Genomic DNA, 23,269 nt, shown 5'->3' on the forward strand with positions numbered 1-23,269 from the left:
CAGGGCGGAGTTCCGGTTCGGGTTCGGGATCCGCATGTCTTTGGTTCCGCTCACGGGACACCGGCCCAGATCGACGGCCGGCGAGCGAGAACGTCGAGTGAAACGAGTGTGCGAATGGCAGGAAACGTTGCGCTGCGGTCGAGAAGACTGACCGGCGCGCTGGCCGCGGTGGCGCTGGTCGGCGGCCTCACCACAGTCGCTCTGGAGTCGCAGAACGAGCACGTCATGAATGGCGCCGCATCCCAGCCCAATGGATCCCAGAGCAATGGGCCCCAGGTCAGCGTCGAGGTATCGAAGGAAGAGGGTAAACCAGCCAAGGTCACCGCCAAGGTCACGTGGCAGTTCTAGTGAACGGATACGATTTTTCACATGCCAGAATACTGGGCGGCGGGCCAGGCCCGGCAGCAAGTCGCGGCCGGGCACCGGGGCGCCGCTACCCGGTCGTTCTACTCGGCGCGGTGCTGGCCATGGCGGCAATGACGGGAACCTCGGCCGCGGCCACCGCCACCGCCACGAAGAGCGGCGGCTGCATTCCTGGGCCAACCTTTCCCAAGAGCCCGATCAAACCCATCACATCGACGAATCCAGTATGAACTACTGATTTCGAAGAACCCACATCTCAGATGTTGTGGGTGGCCAACCGGAGGACCGGTAGCCCGATGTCGATCGCGGCAGCATTCCGGATAGGGTCGGATCATGGACGCTTCGACGGATAGCCCTTCGATTCTCGCCATGGCCGATCTGGCGACCCCCATGTCCATACGGGTCGCCGCGACACTCGGTCTGGTCGAACACGCGGGCAGTGCGGGGGCGACCGCGGAACAACTGGCCTGCGACACGGAGACCTCCGCACCGGCACTTCGGCGGCTCCTCGACCATCTGGTCACGATCGGGGTCTTCGTCCTCGACGCCGAGTCCGGCCGATATCGGCCCACGAGCCTCGGTAACCAGATGGCCGGGGAAGCCCCCGAGGGATACAAGACCCTGCTCGACATCAACTGCGCGGGCGGACGGGCGGATCTCGCCTTCGTCGAACTGCTCGAAACGATCACCACCGGCGCACCCGCCTACCAACACCGCTATGGGCGCGGTTTCTGGGCGGACCTCGACGCCCACCCGGACCTGCGGCGCTCGTTCGACGCCCAGATGAGCTGGCGGTTCCGAGCACAGGCGCCGCAGATCGCCAGGCGCTTCGACTGGACCCGGTTCTCCGAGATCCTGGATGTGGGCGGGGGTGACGGGACCGTTCTCACCGCTATCCTCGCTACCCATTCCGATCTGCGCGGACGGGTGCTGGACCTGGCTCCGACCGCCGCCGCCAACGCAAGATTCGTGGCTGCCGGGCTCGGTAATCGAGCCAGCGCCATTTCCGGGAGCTTCTTCGACCCGCTGCCCGGCGGCGCGGACGTCTACCTCCTGTCCGACATCCTGCATGACTGGGATGACGAGCACGCCCGCGGAATTCTGGCCGGGTGCCGTCGGGCCGCCGCGCCGGACGGCACCGTCGTGGTCATCGAGCCGGTGCTGGGGCGGGGAGCCGGCACCGCGTTCGACCTGTTCATGCTGATGTGTTTCAGCGGCCGGGAAAGAACGGTCGGCGAGATAACCAGGCTGGCCGCGGACTGCGACCTCGTGCTTCGCCACGCCGAACCGGTGGCAGACGGACGGACGGCGCTGGAGTTCGGAACCACTCCCGCCGTGTAGGTCAGATCGTCCTTCGTGGCCGGCCGAGCTGTTGAGGGTCCGCTGGCCACTCTGGTCGTCGCCATGCGCGGGACTCGCGCATGGCTATCGGGGGCGCAGCGCGTCGATCGCCAGGTCGAGCAACCGGTCCGCCTGGGCCCGGCCGCGCGGGTCGTCGCTGACGCGCCAGAGAAAGCCCATGAGCTGCATGACGTCCGCCGGATCCAGGCCCGGCCGTACCGCGCCGACCGCGGCACAGGCGTCGAGCAGGGTCGCCGTCGCGGCGGCTACCGGGGCGTGGGACTCGTCGATGACGGCCCGCGCGGCCGCGGTGTGCAGCGCCTCACCGAGCCCGTGCTTGAGCCGCACGTAGTTCGCGAGCTGGATGTACCACGCGCGCAACGCCGCCAGCGGGTCGCCAGGGTACGCGGCGAGCACGGCCTCGACGGAGTCGACGAGCCGGGAGATGTCGTGCTGGTACACGGCGAGGATCAGCGCCTCGCGGGTCGGGAAGTGCCGATACAGCGTGCCCGCGCCCACACCTGCCCGCTTGGCGATCTCGTTGAGTGAGGTCGTGCCGTCCTCGGCGAACGCGGCGGCGGCGACGTCGAGCAGGTGCGCGCGGTTGCGCTGCGCGTCGGCGCGCCCGGCGGCCACGAGGTCACCCCATCCAGCTAAACGGAGAATTCTCCGGTACTGTCGATCCCGGTAACCGGAGAACTCTCCGGTGGACGTCGATGGTAGCGAACCACGACCGAGGCGCCGCCCGTACACCGCGCCGCGGATCGCTCCGTCCAGGCACTGCGAGGTGTGTCGTGCTCACTCGGCAGGAACGCGTCAACTCAGGCTTCGGCGCCGCCTCGACCGCGGCCCAGGTCATCGCCGGTATCGATCTGACCGGCCGGTCGGCGATCGTGACCGGCGGCTACTCGGGCCTCGGCCGGGAGACGGTGCGCACGCTGCGGGCCGCTGGGGCGGAGGTCGTCGTCCCGGCCCGGGACGTGCCCAGAGCCCGGCGCGCCCTCGACGCGATCGAGGGCGTCCAGGTGTGGCCGATGGATCTGCTCGACCCGTCGTCCATCGACGCCTTCGCCCGGCGGTTCCTCGCGACCGGGCCGGCCCTGCACCTGCTGGTCAACAGCGCCGGCATCATGGCGAACCCGCTGGCCCGGGACGCACGGGGCTTCGAGTCCCAGTTCGCGACGAACCACCTCGGCCACTTCCAGCTCACCGCACGGCTGTGGCCCGCACTCGCCGCGGCGGGCGGGGCTCGGGTGGTGCAGGTCTCCTCCCTGGGCCACCGGTACGCGCCGGTGGACTTCGACGACCCCAACTTCGAGCGCCGTCCCTACGCGCCGTACGTCGGCTACGGGCAGTCCAAGACGGCGAACATCCTGTTCGCGCTGGGCCTGGACGAACGGGCCCGAGAAGCGGGAGTGCGCGCATTCTCCCTGCATCCGGGAAGCATCGCCGAGACGGGCCTGGGAAGGTTCATTCCCCGGCAGAACCTCGTCGACGCGGGTGTGATCAGCGCAGACGGTTCGCCGATTCTCGACCCGGCACGTCAGCTGAAAACACCACAGCAGGGGGCGGCCACCATCGTCTGGTGCGCCACGAGCCCGACGCTCGACGGTCTCGGTGGTCTCTACTGCGAGAACTGCGACGTCGCCCCCTTCATGACGGAGACGATCGACGAAACGGGGCTGAGTGACGCCCTGCGGCTCACCGGAGTCATGCCCTATGCCGTGGATCCCGCGAACGCGGACCAGCTCTGGACATTGAGTGAGCGGCTGGTCGGTCTGAGCTTTCTCTAGCCCGGCGGTTGGTCATCGGTCATCGGTCATCGGACGCCGGCGATGKGCGGCGGGACGGGCAGGCGCAGGTGTGCCAGGAGATYGGCCAGTTTCTGGTCCAGCTCCAGGCCGACCTGGGTGATGTCGAGATCACCGAGGCTCGCGAAATGCGAGCTTGGCTGGTCGATGGTCAGGCAGGTCAACAGGCCGTGCCGGTCGCTTTCGCCGCGCTCGCCATCGTAGATCGCCAGCCGCAGCGGTGCGTACAGAAGCGCCGCCGGGTCATGGCGGTACATCCGCTCGGCAATCACATGGTTRCCCATCAGGTACTCGACGCAGCGCCGGGTGCCGCCCGCGAGCCGCATCAGCGCGGAGGCCTCCAGACTCCAGTAGATCATGAAGCTGTGCGGGGCGTTCTCCGCTGTCAGTCGCGAGACGTCCGCCCAGGCAGCATCTTGTCGGTCCAGTTCTTCGAACCGGGCGGCGTCGAATCGAGGAACAGCGTGCTCGAAACGCTCCCGGAAACGGTCGAATGGCTCGTCGACGGTAACAGTCAACCGGCAGGCCTCATAGTTGGTGGTTGTCACGCCGGCTGCGACCATTGTCATTTCCTGTGCACTCACGAATCCCCCCGACCGCACCTGGACAACTGGGCAGTTCATCGTCAGCGGATTCCCGGGCGATCGCAACCCGCCCGGGTGGCGGCGAGCGCGAGCAGGTCCGGGACCGGTTGGTCACCGTCGTCCTCGGCGGTCTCCCGCAGGACGAGCCCCGCGCCGGTCAGCGCGTTCAGCAGCACGGGCAGAGGAACGTTGACCACCCCGACCCGGGCGCGGATCCCGTCCCCGAGCAGGGGGTGCTCCTCGACCCGCTGATGGACGCGGTAACCCGCATGGACGACGCAGGAGCCCTGGCTGTCGCGTTCGACGAAGACGCCGCCGAAGCACGGGTGCGCGGCGACCACAACCAGACGTCCGCCGGGGCGTAGCACCCGGTGGGCTTCGGTGAAGACGGGAAGCAGGTCATCGAAGTCCGTGGTCGTCATGATGGTGGCGACAGCATCCACGGACTGGTCGGCGATCGGCAGCCGGTCGGCGCTGGCGACCACTGCCGCGATGCGCCGCCTGCGGGCGAGGGCGATCTGGCGTGCGGAGATGTCGACGCCGATCACGCGCCAGCCCAGGCCGGCCAGTGCGGGAACATGCACACCGCCGCCGCAGCCGAGGTCGAGGCAGGGACGGCCCTGGCCGGAGCCGAGGAGCCGGGTCAGCAGGCGGTGTGCCGCGCGGGCGACCGGCTGGCCCATTCCCCGGGTCGCGTAGACGTCGTACCAGTCGGCGAAGTCGTCGTAGCGCTGTCGCATGCGACAACCCGATCAGAGATCGCGGTGCCCGCCAACACGATTTCTCCTGCGGCGGCCGGTCCGGCCGGTGCGGTGCGGTGCGGTGGATCGTTGGGCTGGGCACGACGTTTCCCGAACACGGCAGGTGGTGTGCCCACAGCCGGGCACACCACCTGCCTGAGGTACCGGAAGTGATCAGAGGAGATCAGAGGACTGTGAGGGTCACGTTCAGAACCTGCCCGACAACCGGGCGGTACAAGGTGAAGTTCGTCGAACGGTAGGTTCTGTTACCTGCGATGTCGCAACGCACCTGAGCGGTCGCGACGCTGGGGAGCTGCGGGTTCCCGAACACCACCGAGAACCGGCCGCCGACGCCGACGGAGGCACCGTGCGACTCGCCACCACCGGTGATCAGAAGTGATTCGGCCGAACCGACCTGACACCGCACCGTGCCGGTGACCGTCAGCGGATTGTTTGTCGTTCCCGCGGTCGCCGGTGCCACGGGAACAACGGCCAGCGTCGTGCCCGCCCCGACCACCAGGCCCAGTGCCCTGATTCTCGAAAGTCCTCGCATGACGCACCCCCAACGCTCACACCAGAATGATGTCGCGTGCGGCTCGGTATACCCGACCCCGGAATATTCACACGCCGATGCCACTCGACTCCCGGATGGCGACCATTCGGCCGGAGGCCGACCACGCAGGCTGGCCGACATCCGCCCAGACCCGGATAATCCGATCTTCGAATAGCTTGAGCGTGCGGCGAAATCCTGGGCTTCGGGCCGCCACAGGCGTCAGCACGGTCCGGCGTTGGCGTCGGCCCTTGTGGCGTGCGAGCATTCTCACCTCCGAGCTCCGGACGTCACCGCGACCATCGCCACTGCCGCTTTGTCCGGGACGTCCCCGATTCGTGGGGGCGCATTATCCGATGAGTGGCGAGTCGACCGTTCATGACGTGACCTACCAGTTGCTGCGATCACTGGGGATAACGACCGTCTTCGGTAATCCGGGCTCGACCGAGCAGACCTTCCTCCAGGACTTCCCGAGCGACTTCACCTACGTCCTCGGCCTGCAGGAGGCGTCCGTCATGGCCATGGCGGACGCCTTTGCACAGGTGACGCGGCGGCCGGCGCTGGTGAACCTGCACTCATCGGCGGGTGTCGGGCACTCCATCGGAAACCTCGTGTCGGCCTTCGACGCGCATACCCCACTCATCGTGACGGCCGGCCAGCAGCATCGCGAAATGGTGATCGGCGAGCCCTTCCTGAGCAATCGTGAGGCGACGAACCTGCCCAGGCCCTGGGTGAAGTGGTCCTACGAGCCGTCCCGTGCGCAGGATGTCCCCGAGGCGTTCATGCGCGCCTGTGCGATCGCGACCCAGCCCCCGGCGGGGCCGGTCTTCCTGTCCATTCCGCTCGACGACTGGAACGCCCCGATGACGGGACCGGCCGTGGTCCGCAGCGTGAGCACGGTGTGCGCGCCGGAAACCGAGCGCCTGCGTGGTTTCGCCCGACGTATCCGGGCCAGCCGGCGCCCGGTTCTGGTGTTCGGGCCCGAGGTGGACCGTTCCGGTGGCTGGCATGCCGCCATCGCGCTGGCCGAGAACCTGGGTGTGCCGGTCTTCGGCGCGGCCCTGCCCGACCGCGTCTCCTTCCCGGAGGATCACCCCCTTTTCCAGGGCCGGCTGGGCATGTCACAGAAGTCCGTCAGTGACCGGCTCACCGGGTACGACCTTGTTGTCGTCATCGGTGCGGCGGTCTTCCGCTATTACCCCCATGTGCCCGGCGACATCCTGCCGGCGGGGACCGAGCTGCTGCACATCACCGGCGATCCGGCCGTCGCCGGGGCGGCGCGGGTCGGCGACAGTGTTCTCGGTGACGCTCGGCTTGCCATCGAGCTTCTCACCGAGTTGCTGGACGCCGAAGCGGCCCGCGCTCCGCGGCACCCCCAGCACCAGCACCCCCAGCACACCCACGCCCACCCCCAGCACCCCCAGCACCAGCAGCCGTCGCAGACCCGGTTCCAGGAACAGGCCCAGCGGCGGCCACCGCGGCACGCGCCGGATCGGCCGGAGACCACGGGCGGCCCGCTCCGCGCGGACGAGGTGCACGCGGTCATCAACGCCACCCGCCCGCGAAACGCGGCGCTCGTCTACGAATCGACGTCCACCATCGGCGAACAGGTCGAATGGCTGCCGGTGATCGAGCCCGCCTCGTTCTTCGCGAACGCCAGCGGCGGCCTCGGCTGGGCGGTTCCGGCCGCCGTCGGGGTGGCCCTCGGTGATCGGGATCGAGGGGTCCACCGCCCGGTCATCGGCATCATCGGCGACGGGGCCTTCCAGTACTCCGTGCAGGCGTTGTGGACGGCGGCGCAGCACTCGCTGCCGATCGTCTTCGTCGTCCTGCAGAACAACGAGTACTCGATCCTCAAGTCCTTCGCGGAGCTGGAGCGCACGGCCGGCGTGCCCGGCCTCGACCTGCCCGGCCTGGCCATCGCGTCGCTGGCGCACGGCTTCGGCTGCCGGGCGGTCGACGTCTCCACCCGGGCCGAGCTGGAGAAGGAGCTCACCGCCGCACTGGAGGCGGACACGACCACCGTGATCGTGGTGCCCACCCGGCCGCAGCGAGCCTCCCTGCGCTGACCCGGGAAAGAAAGGCGAGGAGGCAACAAGACGAAGCAACGAGAGTAGGAGACGAAGAGACGACGGCGGAGGCGTTGGCAGACCACAGGGCCCTGGGCATTTCCCTGCACAGGTAGCCGGCCTGCGGCTACCGTGTCCGTCCATGCTCGCCGTGTTCGGGTCGCCGGGTCGTTACGTCCAGGGGCGGGACGCCACCGCCGCGCTCGGTCCCGAGATGGCCCGGCTCGGGCTCACCGGGCCGGCGGTGATCGTGACCAGCGCGGCGCCACTGCGGCTGCTGGAGGACACCTGGCGGACCAGCCTGGACGGCGCAGGCATCCCGTACACGGTGCACCTGTTCGGCGGCGAGTGCAGCGACCAGGAGATCGACCGGGTGCTCTCCACCGCGCGTGATCCCGAGGCGACGGTGATCGTGGGTGCCGGCGGCGGCAAGGTGCTCGACACGGCCCGGGCCGCGGCGGCGGCGCTCGACGTCCCGGTGGTGAACTGCCCGACGACCGCATCCAGCGACGCGCCGTGCAGCGCGTTGTCCGTCGTGTACTCCCCCGACGGAGCGTTCGAGCGTTACCTGTTCTATCCGCGCAATCCTGATCTGGTGCTGGTCGACACGACCGCGATCGCCGCGGCGCCGGCCCGGCTGCTGGTCGCCGGGATCGGCGACGCGATCGCCACCTGGTATGAGGCTCGCACCGTCCGGGAGGCCCGACGGGCCAACCAACTGCACGGCGCCCAGACGGCCAGCGCCGGTGCACTGGCCGAGCTGTGCCGACGCATCCTGTTCGACGACGCCGCGGCCGCGATCCGGGCGGTCCGGGCCGGGGCGGTGACTCCGGCCGTCGAGCGGCTCGTCGAGGCGAACACGCTGCTTTCCGGTCTCGGCTTCGAGTCCGGTGGTCTCGCGGTGGCCCACTCGGTGCACAACGGGCTGACGGTGGCGGCCGAGACCCATCGCTTCCTGCACGGCGAGAAGGTCGCTTTCGGGCTGCTGGTCCAGCTGGTGGTGGAGGGGCGGGCGGAGGACGAGCTGGCCGAGGTCCTCGCGTTCTGCGCGCAGGTGGGGCTGCCCCGCACACTGGCGCAGGTCGGGCTGGCTGATCCGCCGATCGAGCTGCTGCGAAGCATCGCCGTGCGGGCGCTCGCCGAGGGCGAGACCGCGCACAACGAGCCGTTCGATCTCGACCCGCCGACGCTCGTCGACGCCATCCTGGCCGCGGACGCCGCCGGACGTGCCAGCCTCAGCAGCCGTACCAGCCGTGCCATCCACTGAGCTTCCCGGGCCTTCCTGAGCCTTCCTCGGACGTCCGCCCGCACCAGGCCGCTGACCAGCGCGCGACAGGCGACGGAAGGGCGACAGAGGTCACGGGCGACCCCATAGCAGAACAATCGCGAGGGCCGGCTATCCTTGACAACAGATTTCCCATCCTCTACTGAGGCTGACCAGAGGAGGTGGCCGCTGTGAGTCCTGGCGGGTGCTCCAGTAACGGCCGCTTCCTGCTGGTGGGCGCCGGCTGACGATCAGCCTGGCGGTCGGCCTGGTCCTCACCTCCCCCGCTCGTGGGGTGGTTCACGCGACCAGTGGCTCCGACCCGCGTCCATGACACCCGGGTGCTGGTGATCTCCCGGGTTCTTCTCCGGCAGGTGCGGTCCCTCAGCGACGTGTCGGTTCGGGCCGCCGTGGGTTCTTCCCTTCGCGGCCTGCTCTGGAGTGCGTCTCGGGCCTGATTCCCCTGTGGCGGTCCGAGCGCGGAGGGGACTCTCCCATGAGCGTCAACACCACTGCCCGCCTCGCGATCCGCCGCGGATCCGGCGCCGACCGGCTTGACCTGCCGGYCGACGGCCGATCCCCGCTGATCTCGGGCCGGGTGGACCGTGAATCTCTCAGCCGCGGCGCCGAGACCATCGCCCGTTTCCTGGGCACCGGGCGCTACCTGGCGATCCAGACCTGTGTGGTGATCGTCTGGATCTCGCTGAACGTGGCCCTGCCGCTCCTGCGGTGGGACCCCTACCCGTTCATCCTGCTGAACCTGGCCTTCTCGACCCAGGCCGCGTACGCCGCGCCGCTGATCCTGCTGGCGCAGAACAGGCAGGACGACCGCGACCGCGCGGCGCTCACCGAGGACCGGGCCGCGGCCATCCGGATGCGGGAGGACACCGAGTTCCTGGCCCGCGAGGTCGCGGCCCTGCGACTCGCGCAGAGCGACACGGCGACCAGGCAGTACCTTCGCGGCGAACTGTCGAACCAGCTCGAGTCACTGCGCGGTGACATCGAGACACTGCTTCGCGCCTCACTCGTGCCGGCACCACCGGCACCACCGGCACCACAACCCGCCCTGGCCACCCCAACCCTCCTGGCCAACCCGAACGGATCGGGGTCTCGGGCGGCGCGGACGAACCCGGCAACATCATCCGTGTTCGGCACGTCAACCGCCGCCTCGCCGACAGCGGGCACGGCGTCGCCGGATGTCGCTGCGGCAACAGCTCTCGTCGCTCACGATGACGCTGCTGGCGGCACCGGCCCCGATGGGGGAACCGGCCTGCCGGCCGCTCGGCTCCCCGAGGCCACGCCGCCGGACGGGGGTACCACTACGGGCCATCTTTTCCTCCCAAGCCGAACCAGCTCGCGGGGTGGACGAAAGGTACCCATCCGGACAACCCGAGCACGGATCCGAGACACGTGACTCGGCAAACTCACCAAATGAAGATCGGACGGTAACGTTCGGTAGGTGCATGCCGGCCGGACGCGTCGATCTTGCCCCGACTCGCTTGTCCCGCACCGCACCAGCCAACAGCAGGCCGTCCGGCCTGGCCGTGCGCCTGCGCACGCGTCTCGCCGGCTGTGTGCCCGATCGTCACCGGCGATCCGCCGTGCGGTCCTGACAGCGACCGGTGTGGCCTCGTCCTTCCTGCTCGCGATCGCCGCGGCGCCCGCGACGACGGCGGCGACGGCGACCACGACGGCCACGACGGCCACGGCGACCACGACGGCCACCGAGACGGCGGTGAACACAACCGCCGCAGTCGCGCCGGTCCCGCCGCCCTGGTCGCTCACCGCCCCGGCGATTCCCGGGGAGCCGCAGGTCGGGGTGGTGTCCCCGCCGACCCCCGCGGCCGCGCTGACAGCCGGCGAGCCGACGACGCCTGGGAACGGCCGTCCAGGCGCCTCCGAGACATCCGTGACATCCGTGCCGGAGCCCGCCGGCATCACCGCCGAGGCGTGGATGGTGGCGGACGCCACCAGCGGCGCGATCCTCGCGGCCCACAATCCGAACCTGCCCGACCTGCCCGCCAGCACGATGAAGATGCTCACCGCGCTCACCGTGCTGCCGAGCCTGCCTCCCGACCGAGTGGTGACGATCAGCGACGAGGCGGCGCGGGTCGACGGCACCCGGGTCGGGCTCGTCCCCGGAGTCCGCTACACCGTGCGCGACCTCGCCACCGCGATGCTCATCGCCAGCGGCAACGATGCGACGGTCGCGCTGGTGGAGGCGGCCGGCGGGCGCGACGCCGTGCTCGAGCGGATGAACCGGCTGGCCGCAAGCCTGGGCGCGCACGACACGGTAGCCGGCGATCCCACCGGCCTCGACGCCCCCGGGCAGCACACGACCGCCCACGACCTCGCGGTGATCGGGCGGGCGGTGCTGAACAACCCGACCGTGCGCGGGTATCTCACCATCCCACGGGCCGTGCTACCCGGTCGGGGCGATGAACGCTTCGAGATCGCGAACCACAACACCCTGCTGGGGACCTACGAGGGAACCATCGGGATCAAGAACGGCTACACGATCGCGGCCGGTGCGACGTTCGTAGGCGCCGCGGCACGAGACGGGCGGACCCTCATCGTCTCTCTGCTGCGGACCGCGCCGACCTATGCGACAGACGCCAAGGCGCTGCTGGACTGGGGCTTCGCGCACGCGGCCGACGTCCGCCCGCTCGGCCGGCTGGCCGAGCCGGCCCGCACGGATCCCGCGACAGCGGCGCAGGCCGGCGCGGGCACCGACACAGGGACCGGTGGGCCGGGCCCGGCACAGGCCGCCGGCGCCGCGGCCGGCGGCGAAGGCCGCGGAAGCGACGGCGACGGCGGCTCCAAGGAGAATGACCGGTTCCGCCAGGCGGCGGCACCGGCCGACGCCGGGGGCGGCGTCGGCACGGCGACCTGGGTGGCGCTCGCCATCACCGTCGCCGTGTCAGCCCTGACGCTCCTCGGCCGCACCCGACGCCGAGCCGACGCCGTCCAAAGGGCCCCCCGTCCACCGGCCCGCCACGGCCACCACCACCGCCACCGAGGCGGGCATCGACACAGCACCCGAGCGCACCATCCGGACCACCAGGAGATCACTGTCGTCCCGGCGTCCGGTCGGGCCCGGGCAGCTCGACCAGACGGGCCCACGAGCCACGAAGCGAACACCGCACGGTTTCGGCACGGACGTCCCCCCGCTCCAGCGGAGCGACGTGCGAACGGGACGGACGGCGTGCGCCCGCACCCCGGGCCCGGCACCGGGCACGCCCGGCCGAGGTCCGAGGGCCGCCGACACCTCGTGGGGCTGCCGTCGCTGCTCCCTGACGCGCCGCTGGAGGGCAACGGGGAGCGCGGCCGAACGGATACTCCCCCGTTCGGCACCGCACGCTCACCTGCGCCCTGATGGCCGGAGCTGCCGCCGCTGCCGCTGCCGCTGCCGCCGAGCAGGACCCGAGGATCACGGCCGCGAGAGCGAGAGAGCCTGTCACATACTGACACCGATCAAGATCTCTGACCGGTGGGCGGGGGGGTCGCATTCCACGAACTCCGCCGGACCTCCGAGCACCCGGAGGCCCGGCAGCCCGGCTTGGCGAGTCGCAAGAGTGAAGGATTTCGGTCGTTCCGACGACCACGATCCTTCGTTCTTGCGGGTCACCAGGTAAATTTGGGCCTTTTCGCGCGATTTGCCACTGCCGGGCGGCGGCTACGGGCTCGAGAACGACCGGAAGCCTCAACGCTTCGGATGGCCGCCGCCCGGGTCGTGCTAGCCGGAGGCAGCGCTCTGGCGATCGGTAGCCGTCGCCGCCGTCGCCGTACCCGACGGATCGACGTCCGACGCGTAGGGGCCGGTCACCGCCCATGCGGCGACGAACAGCATCCACCGCATCATGATGTTGATCCAGATCAGCAGCCCCACGATGACGGCGAACGTCCCGTACACCGGGTTCGAGGTGGTCTGGCCGACCAGCCAGGTTCCGAGGATCTTGAGAAGCTCGACGCCGACCGCGCCCAGCAGGGCCGCCCGCAGCACCCGGTCCCGGTTCGTCCGCTCGGGCAGGTACCGGAAGATGAAGACGAACACCGCCATGTCGATGACCAGCGCGACCCCGAGGGCCAGCAGACCGGTGACCCACGCGGCCGCGGTGTTGCCGGCCAGGCCGATCCAGCGCAGGAACGCGTCGGTGGCCGACGTCGCGAGGCTGGTGACGACCAGCGACACCGCGAGTGTCAGACCGAGGCCGGCCAGGATCGCGACGTCCCGGATCCGGCGCATGACGAAGTTGCCGGCTTCGAGGCTCTGGTGCCAGATGATGCGGATGCTGTCGCGCAGCGCCGAGACCCACGCGAGGCCGGCGAGCAGCAGGCCGGCGAGACCGATCAGCCCGGCGCCGACCTTGGCCCGGCCGATGGTGGCGACGTCGAGCCGGTCGGCGAGGCCGGGCAGATAGTCGTTGATCTGCTCGGTGAACTTCGCCTGGGCGTCGGGATAGGCGTCGACCACGAACCCGAGGACCGAGAAGGCCAGCGCCATGATCGGGAAAAAGGAGAGAAAGGCGAAATACGTGGTGGAGGCTGCGCACCGGTCGCCACCGTCGCCCGTATAACGCTGGTAGGCGCGGACCGCGTGGTCTATGGCCGGGCGCCGGCTACGCACACCGCCGACGGCGGCGCCCACCGACACCACGCCCGCTTTCACCGCATCTCGTTGTCCTGCCACGTCGGCCTGCCACCCCCGCCTGCAAACGGAAAATGACGCAACTGGCGCCAGGCGCAGTCATCGCCGCGTTCATAGAGCTCGAAACCTGTGACCTCGAACGAGGCCCGGTATTCGGCCAGCAGGTCGAACGCACGATCCAGCGACACCTCGTCGAGTTCGTGCGCGACCGTCACGTGCGGGTGGTATGAGAAGCGGGTCGGCCGGTCCAGGGGGCCGGAGCGAACAGCCTTCTCCAACAGCTCGCAGCAGGAGGTCCCCTGCGCGAGGGTCACGAACACCACCGGGGACAACGGCCGGAAGGTCCCGGACCCCTGTAGCCGGATCACGAAAGGCTCGTGGCCGACGGCCACCCCGGCAAGATGACGTTCGATCGTCGCCAGCTCCGAGGGGAGCACCTCGGTCGGCCCGAGCAGGGTGACATGGGGCACGATGAGCCCCGCGTTGGGATCACCGAGCCGCTTGCGCCAGTCCCGAAGTTCCGTGCGAAACGGCTCCGGAATCCCGATGGCCACACCGATGGAGCGCACCGCGTTCATCTGGCGGTCCTTCACCTGGCGCCGGTCCGGCCCGACCACGCGGTGGCTGACCACGAGACACGAAGCAAGCTCTGCCGACGAACCATGGCGCCATCATGGCCCACGAGACCACACTGTCTCCCGGGGACCAGGGATGACCTCGCTCCGCTACCGCACGCCGACGCAGACGCACCAGTGTCATGCTCGCCGACCGTGTCCACGGCCTGACGCAGCGGGCCTCGAACCGGGCTCAGGCAGGCCTCGGACAGAGCTCGGACACGGTTCAGACAGGGCTCAGACAGGGCTCAGGCGACAATCAGACGAGGTTCAGGCTGCCGCCCGGCYGGATAGGTCAGGCCACCGAATCCRTCGAGGCCGCGAGCTCGGCGAGGACATCCCGGGACAGCACCGGCCACGCCGCGGCCGCCCATTCCCCGAAATCCCGGTCGGTCAGCGCCACGCAGGCCACGCGCACCTCGGGATCGACCCACAGGAACGTGCCGGAACGGCCGAAATGGCCGAAGGTCGCCGGGCTGTTGGCCGCGGCGGTCCAGTGCGGGCTCTTGTGCCCGCGGATCTCGAACCCGAGGCCCCAGTCGTTCGGGTCCTGCCCGCCGAAGCCGGGCAGGATTCCGGTCAGGCCGGGAAAGACGACCGACGTCGCCAGGGCGAAGGTCTGGGCGGACAGCAGCGTCGGTGCCAGCAGCTCGGCGGCGAACGCGGCCACATCGGCCAGGCTCGCGGTGACCCCGAAGGCCGGTGAATCCGTCAGGGCCGCGGTCTTCATGCCCAACGGCTCGAACACGGCCTCGGCGAGATAGGTCGCGAACGGGATCTCGGTGACCCGTTCGAGATGGCGGCCCAGCTCGTCGAAACCCGCGTTCGAGTAGATGCGGCGGGTACCCGGCCTGGCCAGTACCCGGCTGCTGGCGAACGCCAGGCCGGACGCGTGTGCCAGCAGGTGGGCGACCGTCGACCCCTCGGGCCCGGCCGGGTCGTCGAGCGCGACGGCGCCCTCCTCGACCGCGACGAGCATCGCGTACGCGCTCATCGTCTTGGACACCGAAGCCAGGCGGAACGGCAGCTCCGGATCGCCGCTGACGCCGACCTGCGTGACCGCGTCACCGGCACGCCGAAGCACGACAGCCGATACTGATCCCACCGGCCACTGGTTCAACTGTCGGAGCGCGTCCATATTTCGCACTCTACGAACTGGCCCCATGTTCCACGAGCCTCGCCCGGCCAGCGCCCTCGTGCGGGCTGCCACACTGGCAGGCGTGCCTGTCCCAGCTCCCTCCCGCCCCGCCTCGCACACCAGCTCCGCAGGCGGGGCCGACGAACCGCCGCTGGACCTGCTCGTCGTGGGCGGTGGGCCGGCCGGCAGCGCGGCGGCGCTGCGGGCGCTGCAGCTACGCCCCGACGCCCGGGTGATGATCCTCGATGCCGCCGACTTCCCCCGCGACAAGACCTGCGGCGACGGAATCGCACCGCACGGCCTGGACGTCCTGCGTGGGCTCGGCGTCACCGATGTGACCCGCGGGTACCACCCGGTGGACCGCATGCGGCTGCGTACCCCGGGCGGTGCCGAGGTCGCGACTCCGTCCGAGCGGGCCACCCACGTGATCCCCCGGGAGGTGTTCGACGCCCGGCTCGTCGCCGCCGCGCGGGCTCGTGGCGCGCTGTTCACCCGCCAGCGGGTGCGGGCGCTCGAGGTCGTCCCGGCGGGCGGCCCCGGGAAACCGGCCGTGGTCGCCCTCGACGGCGGTGCGTTGCGCGCCCGGGTCGTGATCGGTGCGGACGGCGCGAACTCGACGGTGCGCCGGGCGCTCGGCATCGGGCCGAACCCGCCCGAGGGGCTCGCCATCGCCGTCCGCGCCTACGCGGACGCGCCCAAGGAGGACCGCCCACCCGAGCAGCTCATCCACATGACCGACGAGGGCTGGCCGGCCTACGCCTGGTCGTTCCCCATCGGGGACGGCCGGGCCAACATCGGGTACGGCATGCTCCGCTCCCAGCTGCGGGACAGCGCCGGGACCCCGAAGGACGTCCTGCACGGCACCCTGGCCCGCCTGCTGCCGGACACGCCGGCCTACGCCGGCACGCTGCGCGCGCACCACCTGCCGCTGTCCACGCATCGCCCCCGGCTGCCGGACGGGCCGGTGCTGCTCGCCGGCGACGCCGCGTCCCTCATCAACCCGCTCACGGGTGAGGGCATCTACTACGCGTTGCTGTCGGGATCACTCGCCGGCGGGGCCGCGATCACCGATCCGGGGCCGGCGGCGGGGCGGGTCTATCGGCGGGCACTGCACCGCGAGCTCGGCCGGCATCTTCGGCACACCACGCTGCTCGCCGATCTCGCCGGCCGGCACCGCCCGCTGATGGACGCGGCGGTGCGCTCGGCAAGCCGACGGACCGATCTCTACGACAGCCTCGTCGAGATCGGGCTCGGCAAGGGCACGATCCCGGCCGCCTCGCTGGCCCGGCTCGCCCTCCGCCGGGCCGTGCGCGGGCTGCGCTGACATCGCAGCGCAGCACACCGCGCCGCATCACGCCGCACCGCCATCCACGCATCGCCATCCCGCCCAGGCCGCCCACGTGCTGCCGCGTGGCTCGCGGCGCGCTGGCACGCGCCGGCCGGGAAACGCCGGCCGGCCGAAGAACGCCGGCCCACAGACCACGGGCTGTGGGCCGGCAGGGCAGTCAGTGCGACAGGCTGGCGAACTACCAGAACTACAGGCTGGCGACGTCCGCCTGCTTGGCGCGCACGGCCTCGGCAGCCGTCTTCAGCGCGGCCAGCTCGGTGTCGGTGAGGTCGAGCTCGACGATCTTCTTCACGCCGCCGGCGCCGATCTCGGCCGGGACACCGAGGTACACGTCGGAGATGCCGAACTCGCCCTGCACCCAGGCACAGACGGGCATCACGACGCCGGAGTCCTCGGCGATGGCCTTCACCATGCGGGCCGCGGCGGCGGACGGGGCGTAGTAGGCCGACCCGGTCTTGAGCAGCGCGACAACCTCCGCGCCACCGTTACGGGTCCGGTCGACCAGCTCGTCGATCTTCGCCGCCGGGAGAAGGTCGCTCAGCGGCTTGCCGTCGACGGTGCACTGCGAGGGCACCGGGACCATCGTGTCGCCGTGCGAGCCCAGCGTCAGCGTCTTCACCGACGCGACCGGCACGTTCAGCGCCTCCGCGACGAAATCGGTGAACCGGGCGGTGTCGAGCATGCCCGCCTGGCCGATCACCCGCGAGCGCGGGAAGCCCAGGACGTTGGCGGCCAGCGCGGTCATCTCGTCGAGCGGGTTGGACACCACGACGACGACCGCGTCCGGCGACGTCTTCGCGATGCTCTCCGACACCTGACGGACGATCTTGGCGTTGACCTCGATGAGGTCCATCCGGCTCATGCCCGGCTTACGGGGCAGGCCGGCCGTGATCACGACAACGTCCGAACCGGCCGTGTCGGCATAGTCGTTGGTGCCGACGACCTTGGTCTCGAAGCCCTCGATCGACCGGGACTGGTTGAGGTCGAGCGCCTGGCCCTGCGGCTTGCCCTCGACGATGTCGATGATGACGACGCTGTCGAAGATGTCGTACTCAGCCAGTCGCTGCGCGGTCGTCGAACCGTAGAAACCGGCTCCTACGACAGTGACTTTTCCCGGCATTGGACTGATCAGCTCCCCAATATCGCGATGATCGCGGTAGCGATCGCGGCGGTGCCCACGGCGGGGTCGGTACGCGTCGGCGCGAAGGTCTCAGGTGACCGATCTGCCCTGGCTCCGATCGCCTCGGTGGCAGGCTCGCCATGCCACCCGGGAGCGTCGGTCGGCTCGGGCCCGATGCCGCCGCCGAGTATCAGGGCTACCTGACGGTTCGCCATAGGCGCGGTTCGCCCCGCTTATCTGTGCACGGTTGTCTCCGATGACCTGCCGAGGCTATCGCGCGAGTCGCAGGTACGGCAGTGGACGGCGACGCGCGCCACGTCGCCGCGGGGTGACGACTGGTGGCCGCCGATGGGGCCCACACCTGGTTACAGCCCGAACCGTGACCTCAGCTGCCACTTTCGGTGGCAGATCCGCCTCACCCACCGACGTGGGGGACCTCCAGAGTGAGGACGATCACAGCAAGGCCCAGTACAACGAGGGTGACAGTGTCGAAAAGCCGCCCGCGGACAGCCAGCATGCCGACTTTGCGGGTTGGCAGGCACAGCCGAAGCGCACTGGCCACCAGGAGGACACCGCCGACGGTGAGCAGCCCGCGACGCCAGTAGTCCTGGGTGACGAGCAGCAGGCCCAGTGTGACGCCGCCGAGAACGGCCACGAAGAGCACCTTGCCGAAACGGCCGTTGGATGGCGGTCCCGACGAGCGGGGGCCGCCCGACGGCCCCTCGGACCCCTCGTGACGCTCGGCGCGGGGCGGCCCGCTCCGGTCCGGACGAGCAGGCGACGGACCGGCACCCGACAGACCGGGGCCGGCGCCGGCCGGACCGGGGCTGGCTGGAGCGGGGCCGACTGGAGCGGTACCCGACGGTCTCCGTTCCGGCCGGTCCGGCCGGCCGTGCCGTTCGCCGTGGCCGTCACCCCCGGAGAGGTGGGGATCACCGAAGGACGGCCCCGTCGGGAGCGGGGCGGCCCACCGGCCGCCCGGGTGCGGCTGGTCGAGATCCCGGCGGGCCGGCCAGCCGTCGGGCGGCACAGCGGCCGGACCGGCCGCGGGCCGCGTGTCGGGGTAGGCAGCCGCCGGCGTCATCCACGCGGAACGCGGCCGCTCCGGCCGCTGCCCGATGTCCTCCCGCTGGGGCCGATCCCACGCGCCCAGGGCGCTGTCGGTCATCTGCTCCCGCCTCCCCGACCCACGCCAGACGTCGACGCCCTGCCCGGGGGCCCGCTACGCGCTCGGTCCGAGTACACCGGTCCGGGCCTGCGCGCGACCTGACCCTCCGCGCCATCTGAGCCCACACAGTAGGCGCCCGCCGATCCGGCCGTGCAGGCAGCCACCCACCGGGCCGGGGATGACGCCGCCGCACGCCGGACCTTCACCGGCTCCGTCAGCACGGGACCTTCACCAGGCCCGAGACCTCCACCGAACCGACCCTTCGCAGCCGCGGCCACCTCGGAGTGGCCGAGGCCCGTACGCCAGGGCCATCCGGCCCCCCTCCCGTCGTGCGATGGCTCCAGCGTGGTGCCCAGTTCGTGTAACTCCGCTCGCATCGACATCAACCAGAACACAACAGAATCACACTCCCGCGATGCACGCCCGGCCCCTCCCCCATCCCACGAATGGCGACGACCGGGGCACTCTGCCCAGAGCACAGGCAGATCACGCGCCCCACAGCGGCAAACAGCGATGACTACGGACGATCCCCGCATCTCACGCGGACACCAACGATCTAGACCCCCCGAGTGCACACGTCGTGCGCGACTAGGGGAGACTGCCGCCGCGGTCCCCAATTGGTAGGGAGTTCGACGTGGCAGACGATTCGCCGCACAGCAAGAAGCTTCAGGAACTGATGTTTCGGGCGTGGGAGACCTTCGGCGACGCGCGCCATCTCGACAGCGATGACCGGGTCTTCGTGCAGGCGCTCGCGCGCCAGACCGCGGACCGCATCTCCGTCCTCTACGGGGCGAGCTGGCGAGAGGCGCTCGACTGGGTGGCGCAGCGGTACGTGCCGACCGCGGATGTTCCCGGCGGGGCGGCGACGACCGCCCAGTCGAACGGGTCCTCGAACGGCAGCCCGACGGTGACCCGCCGCGGGAGCGCCGCCGCGGAGGTCGGCTCCACCTCCTGAGCACCGCCCGGGCCGCGTTCGACCGGCCCGGGGCAGGCGCGTGCGGCACGGCATCGAGGCCGGCCGCTTCGAGGAGTGTGCGCCCGACGCCCGACGACTCCGTGCCAGCCTCGGCCGGGACAGCGGTGGCCGGCGTGGCAGGTGTGCAGGCCCAGGACCGATTCACCCGCCGCACCTGCCAGCCGCCCCCGTGGAGCGGAGCCGTCAGTGCGCGAAGTGGCGCACCCCGGTGAAGTACAGGCTCACACCGGACTCCCGCGCAGCGGCGATCACGTCCTCGTCCCGGACCGAGCCACCCGGCTCCACCACCGCGCGGACACCCGCGTCGGCGAGGACCTGGAAGCCGTCCGGGAAGGGGAAGAACGCGTCGCTGGCGGCCACCGAGCCCTTCGCCCGGTCGCCGGCGCGGGTCACCGCGAGGCGCGCGGCGTCGACCCTGTTGACCTGCCCCATCCCGACCCCGACGGTCGCTCCGTCCGCGGCGAGCAGGATCGCGTTCGACTTCACCGAGCGCACGGCGCGCCAGGCGAAGCCGAGGTCGGCGAGGGTGGTCTCGTCGACCGGTGCGCCGGCCTCCAGCGTCCACCCCGACGTGACGTCGCCGGCGGCGTCGAGCGCGTCCCGGGACTGCAGCAGCATGCCGCCGCTGACCTGGCGCATCTCCACACCGCGCGGGTGGGCTGGCGGCGCGCACAGCAGCAGGCGGATCGACGGCTTGCGGGAGAGGATCTCCACCGCGCCGGGCTCGTAGTCGGGCGCGACCACGACCTCGGTGAAGATCTCCGCGATCTGCTCGGCCAGCTCCACGCTGACCGGGCGGTTCACCGCGATCACCCCGCCGAACGCCGACACCGGGTCGCAGGCGTGCGCCTTGCGGTGCGCCTGCGCGACCGTCGCCGCGACGGCGATGCCACACGGGTTCGCGTGCTTGATGATCGCGACAGCCGGGTCCGCGAAGTCGAACACCGATCGCCAGGCGGCGTCGGTGTCCGTGTAGTTGTTGTAGGACATCGGCTTGCCGTGCAGCTGCTGCGCGGACGCGAGGCCGGTGCTGCCGTCCTCGCCCACGTACAGCGCGGCCCGCTGGTGCGGGTTCTCGCCGTACCGCAGGACGCTGGTGCGATGCCACTGCGCGGCCAGCACATCGGGCCAGCCGCTCTCCTTCGCCGTCTCATCGGGGGCCAGCACACTGGCGAACCAGGACGCCACCGCGGCGTCGTAGGACGCGGTGTGCGCGAACGCGCGGGCCGCCAGCCGCCGCCGGGCCGGCAGGTCGTAGCCGGAGCCCCGGACCGCGGCGGCCAGGTCGCCGTAGTCGCCCGGCGAAACAACCACTGCGACGGACGCGTGGTTCTTCGCCGCCGCGCGCAGCATCGCCGGCCCGCCGATGTCGATCTGCTCGATCGCCTCGTCCTCGGTCGCCCCGGAGGCCACCGTCTCCCGGAACGGGTAGAGGTTGACCACCAGCAGGTCGAACGGCTCGATGTCGAGCTCCGCGAGGACCGCCGCGTGCTCGGCGTTGCGCAGGTCCGCGAGCAGGCCGGCGTGCACGCGGGGATGCAGCGTCTTGACCCGGCCGCCGAGAACCTCCGGGAAGCCGGTCACCGTGCTCACCGGTGTCACCGCGACGCCGAACCTGGCCAGCGCGTCGGCCGTCGACCCGGTCGACACCACCTCCACACCGGCGTCGACGAAGGCGGCGGCCAGCTCCTCCAGCCCGCTCTTGTCGTAGACGCTGACGAGCGCACGCCGCAGGCGACGGTGCCCGGTCGCCACCACCTCGCTCGAGGTCTCGGCCTGCCCGTTGCCCGACGCGGGCGCCGCGCTGGTGCCGCCCTCACCGATCTCCGTTGTCGACGCCCCCGACATGAGCCCTCCTGAACCTTCCACAACGCCTCCGTTGGCATGAACTTCCACCGCTGCGACCTCGTCCCCCGCCCCCGAACGCGCCACCTCCGGACGCGCCGCGACCGCGCCCGCGCCTCCCAGTGCGGACGTACCCGCCGCCCTGCCCTCCCATGAGAGCTCACCGCGGACGAAACGGCCGATGGTGTCGACGAAGAGGCCACGCTCCACGGCCTGGATGCGTGACCTCAGCGCGTCCTCGTCGTCGCCGGGACGCACCGGGACCGACGCCTGGGCGATCACCGGCCCGGTGTCGACTCCCTCGTCCACCCAGTGCACCGTCACGCCGCTGGTCCGCACACCGGCGGCGAGCGCGTCCCGGATCGCGTGGGCGCCCGGGAACGCGGGAAGCAGCGACGGATGCGTGTTCACCGTGGGAAAGCGCCGGATCACCTGCGCGCCGAGGATCTTCATGTAGCCGGCGAGAACCAGCAGATCCGGCTCGTACCGCGCGATGCTGGCCGCGGTGAGCTCGTTGAACGCGCCGCGGTCGGCGCAGTCCTCGAGCCGCACCGTGAACACCGGCACACCGGCGGACTCGGCCCTGCGCTGCGCGACGGTGCCCACCCGGTCCGTCCCGACGGCCACGACCTGCGCGCCGAAGGCCTGGTCCGCACAGGCGTCCAGGACTGCCTGCAGGGTGGTGCCGGCCCCCGAGGCAAGGACGACTAGACGAGCGGGCACAGACCCCTCCGTGAACTGGTCGGCCGGCCGACGTCGACCGGCCGGGAGCTCGGGAATCCGCGGGCGATGGCCAGCGACGACGGTCCGAATCTACTTTCTCGGTGCTCCAGACACGCCGGACCTGCACGGAACGCACCGGGCCGGCCGCCGGTCAGGCGGCCTGGCTGCCCCAGCCAACGTCCTCGGGTCCGCTCTGATGCACCATCATCACTGCTGGCGCGCGCACCCAGTCCACGTCCTGATCCGGGCCGTCGCAGCCTCCGAACGACTCGCGCCGCCGCTCGGGCCGCGCTCCGGGCACCTCACCACCACCCGCTTCGTCGCCACCCGCCCCGCCGCCGGCAGCACCGTCGCCGGCCGCCCCGTCGCGACAGTCGGAGAAGGCCCCGCCGGCCTCGCGCCGATACCTGCTCACGCCTCGGCTTGAGGACTCGGCCGCAGGCGCACGCCCCGGCATGGTCTCCAGATCGCCGCTGTCCATCCCGTCCAGAAGATCACCTGGCCGGCAGTGGTAGATCTCGGCCAGCCGGGCCAACGTCCGTGCGGAGGGCTCCCGCCCACCCCGGCCCGGCCACACCTCCCAGTACGAGATCGCTTTTCCGGTCTTGACGACGGATCCCGCCCCGGACCAGCGTTCGTTCCACTGGTGAGCGACCTCCTCCTGGGTCCACCCGTGGGCGAGGCGGTATGCGACACGGGCGTTGACACGATGACGCAGCCGTAGCTCCGCCGCGATCCGGCGGTAGCTCCAGCCGAGGTCACGCAGCCGGGCCGACTCGGCCCGCAGCGCCTTCGAGGGACGGGGCATGGGACCTCCCGACGTCGATGAACCGGGCGGGACCGTACCGGAAAGGGCCGACATTTCCCGCCAGCCCGGTTCACGTGCCCACGACTCCTACGATGTCGTCCAGGCGCGTGAGGGGAACCACCGGGAGCAGACGACGGCGGAGCTATCGGGCGACCGGGC

At 70.9% G+C, this 23,269-nt stretch carries 20 protein-coding genes; 9 read left to right on the forward strand and 11 right to left on the reverse strand.

What is annotated here, in order from left to right; genetic code table 11:
• Positions 1-114 precede the first annotated feature (114 nt).
• On the forward strand, positions 115-348 hold the full coding sequence (locus tag CcI49_RS15880) for a hypothetical protein (protein WP_131831105.1): 234 nt from the start codon (positions 115-117) through the stop codon (positions 346-348).
• 348 nt (positions 349-696) lie between these two features.
• Positions 697-1,704: a methyltransferase gene (locus CcI49_RS15885; RefSeq protein WP_076827495.1), complete on the forward strand. Its 1,008-nt coding sequence runs from the start codon at positions 697-699 to the stop codon at positions 1,702-1,704.
• Between the two features lie 84 nt (positions 1,705-1,788).
• On the opposite strand, the gene CcI49_RS15890 is transcribed toward CcI49_RS15885, so the two are convergent.
• Complete coding sequence (locus CcI49_RS15890) at positions 1,789-2,340, reverse strand: TetR/AcrR family transcriptional regulator (protein WP_076827498.1); 552 nt, start codon at positions 2,338-2,340, stop codon at positions 1,789-1,791.
• 158 nt (positions 2,341-2,498) lie between these two features.
• On the opposite strand from CcI49_RS15890, the gene CcI49_RS15895 reads away from it, so the two are divergent.
• Positions 2,499-3,497 (forward strand): oxidoreductase, encoded by a 999-nt coding sequence (locus CcI49_RS15895; RefSeq protein WP_076827501.1) that lies wholly within the window; start codon positions 2,499-2,501, stop codon positions 3,495-3,497.
• Positions 3,498-3,523: 26 nt separating this feature from the next.
• On the opposite strand, the gene CcI49_RS15900 is transcribed toward CcI49_RS15895, so the two are convergent.
• The 3 genes from CcI49_RS15900 to CcI49_RS15910 all read right to left on the reverse strand — a co-directional run bounded on the left by CcI49_RS15900 (position 3,524) and on the right by CcI49_RS15910 (position 5,392).
• Positions 3,524-4,078 (reverse strand): hypothetical protein, encoded by a 555-nt coding sequence (locus tag CcI49_RS15900; RefSeq protein WP_083749533.1) that lies wholly within the window; start codon positions 4,076-4,078, stop codon positions 3,524-3,526.
• 62 nt (positions 4,079-4,140) lie between these two features.
• Positions 4,141-4,839: a class I SAM-dependent methyltransferase gene (locus tag CcI49_RS15905; RefSeq protein ID WP_076827505.1), complete on the reverse strand. Its 699-nt coding sequence runs from the start codon at positions 4,837-4,839 to the stop codon at positions 4,141-4,143.
• Positions 4,840-5,023: 184 nt separating this feature from the next.
• On the reverse strand, positions 5,024-5,392 hold the full coding sequence (locus CcI49_RS15910; RefSeq protein ID WP_076827507.1) for a hypothetical protein: 369 nt from the start codon (positions 5,390-5,392) through the stop codon (positions 5,024-5,026).
• 353 nt (positions 5,393-5,745) lie between these two features.
• Between CcI49_RS15910 and mdlC the strand changes: the two genes are divergently transcribed.
• The 4 genes from mdlC to CcI49_RS15930 all read left to right on the forward strand — a co-directional run bounded on the left by mdlC (position 5,746) and on the right by CcI49_RS15930 (position 12,098).
• Positions 5,746-7,458: a benzoylformate decarboxylase gene (gene mdlC, locus CcI49_RS15915; RefSeq protein WP_076827509.1), complete on the forward strand. Its 1,713-nt coding sequence runs from the start codon at positions 5,746-5,748 to the stop codon at positions 7,456-7,458.
• Between the two features lie 142 nt (positions 7,459-7,600).
• Positions 7,601-8,725: a glycerol dehydrogenase gene (locus CcI49_RS15920; RefSeq protein ID WP_054570492.1), complete on the forward strand. Its 1,125-nt coding sequence runs from the start codon at positions 7,601-7,603 to the stop codon at positions 8,723-8,725.
• 493 nt (positions 8,726-9,218) lie between these two features.
• The gene (locus tag CcI49_RS15925) at positions 9,219-10,136 is read left to right on the forward strand and encodes a DUF1003 domain-containing protein (protein WP_076827512.1); all 918 of its coding nucleotides are present in this window, start codon (positions 9,219-9,221) and stop codon (positions 10,134-10,136) included.
• Between the two features lie 210 nt (positions 10,137-10,346).
• The gene (locus tag CcI49_RS15930) at positions 10,347-12,098 is read left to right on the forward strand and encodes a D-alanyl-D-alanine carboxypeptidase family protein (protein WP_076827514.1); all 1,752 of its coding nucleotides are present in this window, start codon (positions 10,347-10,349) and stop codon (positions 12,096-12,098) included.
• 360 nt (positions 12,099-12,458) lie between these two features.
• Here CcI49_RS15930 and CcI49_RS15935 read toward each other — a convergent pair whose 3' ends face one another.
• From CcI49_RS15935 to CcI49_RS15945, 3 genes are all read right to left on the reverse strand, one after another.
• Positions 12,459-13,391: a YihY/virulence factor BrkB family protein gene (locus CcI49_RS15935; RefSeq protein WP_054570489.1), complete on the reverse strand. Its 933-nt coding sequence runs from the start codon at positions 13,389-13,391 to the stop codon at positions 12,459-12,461.
• Complete coding sequence (locus CcI49_RS15940; RefSeq protein WP_076827754.1) at positions 13,388-13,948, reverse strand: 2'-5' RNA ligase family protein; 561 nt, start codon at positions 13,946-13,948, stop codon at positions 13,388-13,390. Before CcI49_RS15940 ends, CcI49_RS15935 begins: the two co-directional genes overlap by 4 nt.
• A gap of 331 nt (positions 13,949-14,279) precedes the next feature.
• Entirely contained in the window at positions 14,280-15,122 is an 843-nt protein-coding gene (locus tag CcI49_RS15945; RefSeq protein WP_076827515.1) for a serine hydrolase domain-containing protein, read from the reverse strand.
• Positions 15,123-15,147: 25 nt separating this feature from the next.
• Between CcI49_RS15945 and CcI49_RS15950 the strand changes: the two genes are divergently transcribed.
• Positions 15,148-16,446, forward strand: coding sequence for an NAD(P)/FAD-dependent oxidoreductase (locus tag CcI49_RS15950; protein WP_076827517.1), 1,299 nt, complete (start codon positions 15,148-15,150; stop codon positions 16,444-16,446).
• 211 nt (positions 16,447-16,657) lie between these two features.
• Here CcI49_RS15950 and mdh read toward each other — a convergent pair whose 3' ends face one another.
• Both mdh and CcI49_RS39680 read right to left on the reverse strand, forming a co-directional pair.
• Positions 16,658-17,590 (reverse strand): malate dehydrogenase, encoded by a 933-nt coding sequence (gene mdh, locus CcI49_RS15955; RefSeq protein WP_054570486.1) that lies wholly within the window; start codon positions 17,588-17,590, stop codon positions 16,658-16,660.
• Between the two features lie 415 nt (positions 17,591-18,005).
• Positions 18,006-18,758 (reverse strand): DUF3017 domain-containing protein, encoded by a 753-nt coding sequence (locus tag CcI49_RS39680; RefSeq protein ID WP_241840093.1) that lies wholly within the window; start codon positions 18,756-18,758, stop codon positions 18,006-18,008.
• A gap of 634 nt (positions 18,759-19,392) precedes the next feature.
• Here CcI49_RS39680 and CcI49_RS15970 point away from each other — a divergent pair.
• Positions 19,393-19,713 (forward strand): hypothetical protein, encoded by a 321-nt coding sequence (locus tag CcI49_RS15970; protein ID WP_006543500.1) that lies wholly within the window; start codon positions 19,393-19,395, stop codon positions 19,711-19,713.
• Between the two features lie 204 nt (positions 19,714-19,917).
• Here the strand turns inward: CcI49_RS15970 and purH are convergent, their stop codons facing one another.
• A complete protein-coding gene (gene purH / locus CcI49_RS15975) occupies positions 19,918-22,302 on the reverse strand; it encodes a bifunctional phosphoribosylaminoimidazolecarboxamide formyltransferase/IMP cyclohydrolase (RefSeq protein ID WP_076827519.1) in 2,385 nt (794 codons plus the stop codon).
• 151 nt (positions 22,303-22,453) lie between these two features.
• Entirely contained in the window at positions 22,454-23,110 is a 657-nt protein-coding gene (locus CcI49_RS15980) for a helix-turn-helix transcriptional regulator (RefSeq protein ID WP_076827520.1), read from the reverse strand.
• Between the last annotated feature and the right edge of the window lie 159 nt (positions 23,111-23,269).

The sequence above is a fragment of the Frankia sp. CcI49 genome, from assembly GCF_001983215.1.
Taxonomy (GTDB): domain Bacteria; phylum Actinomycetota; class Actinomycetes; order Frankiales; family Frankiaceae; genus Parafrankia; species Parafrankia irregularis.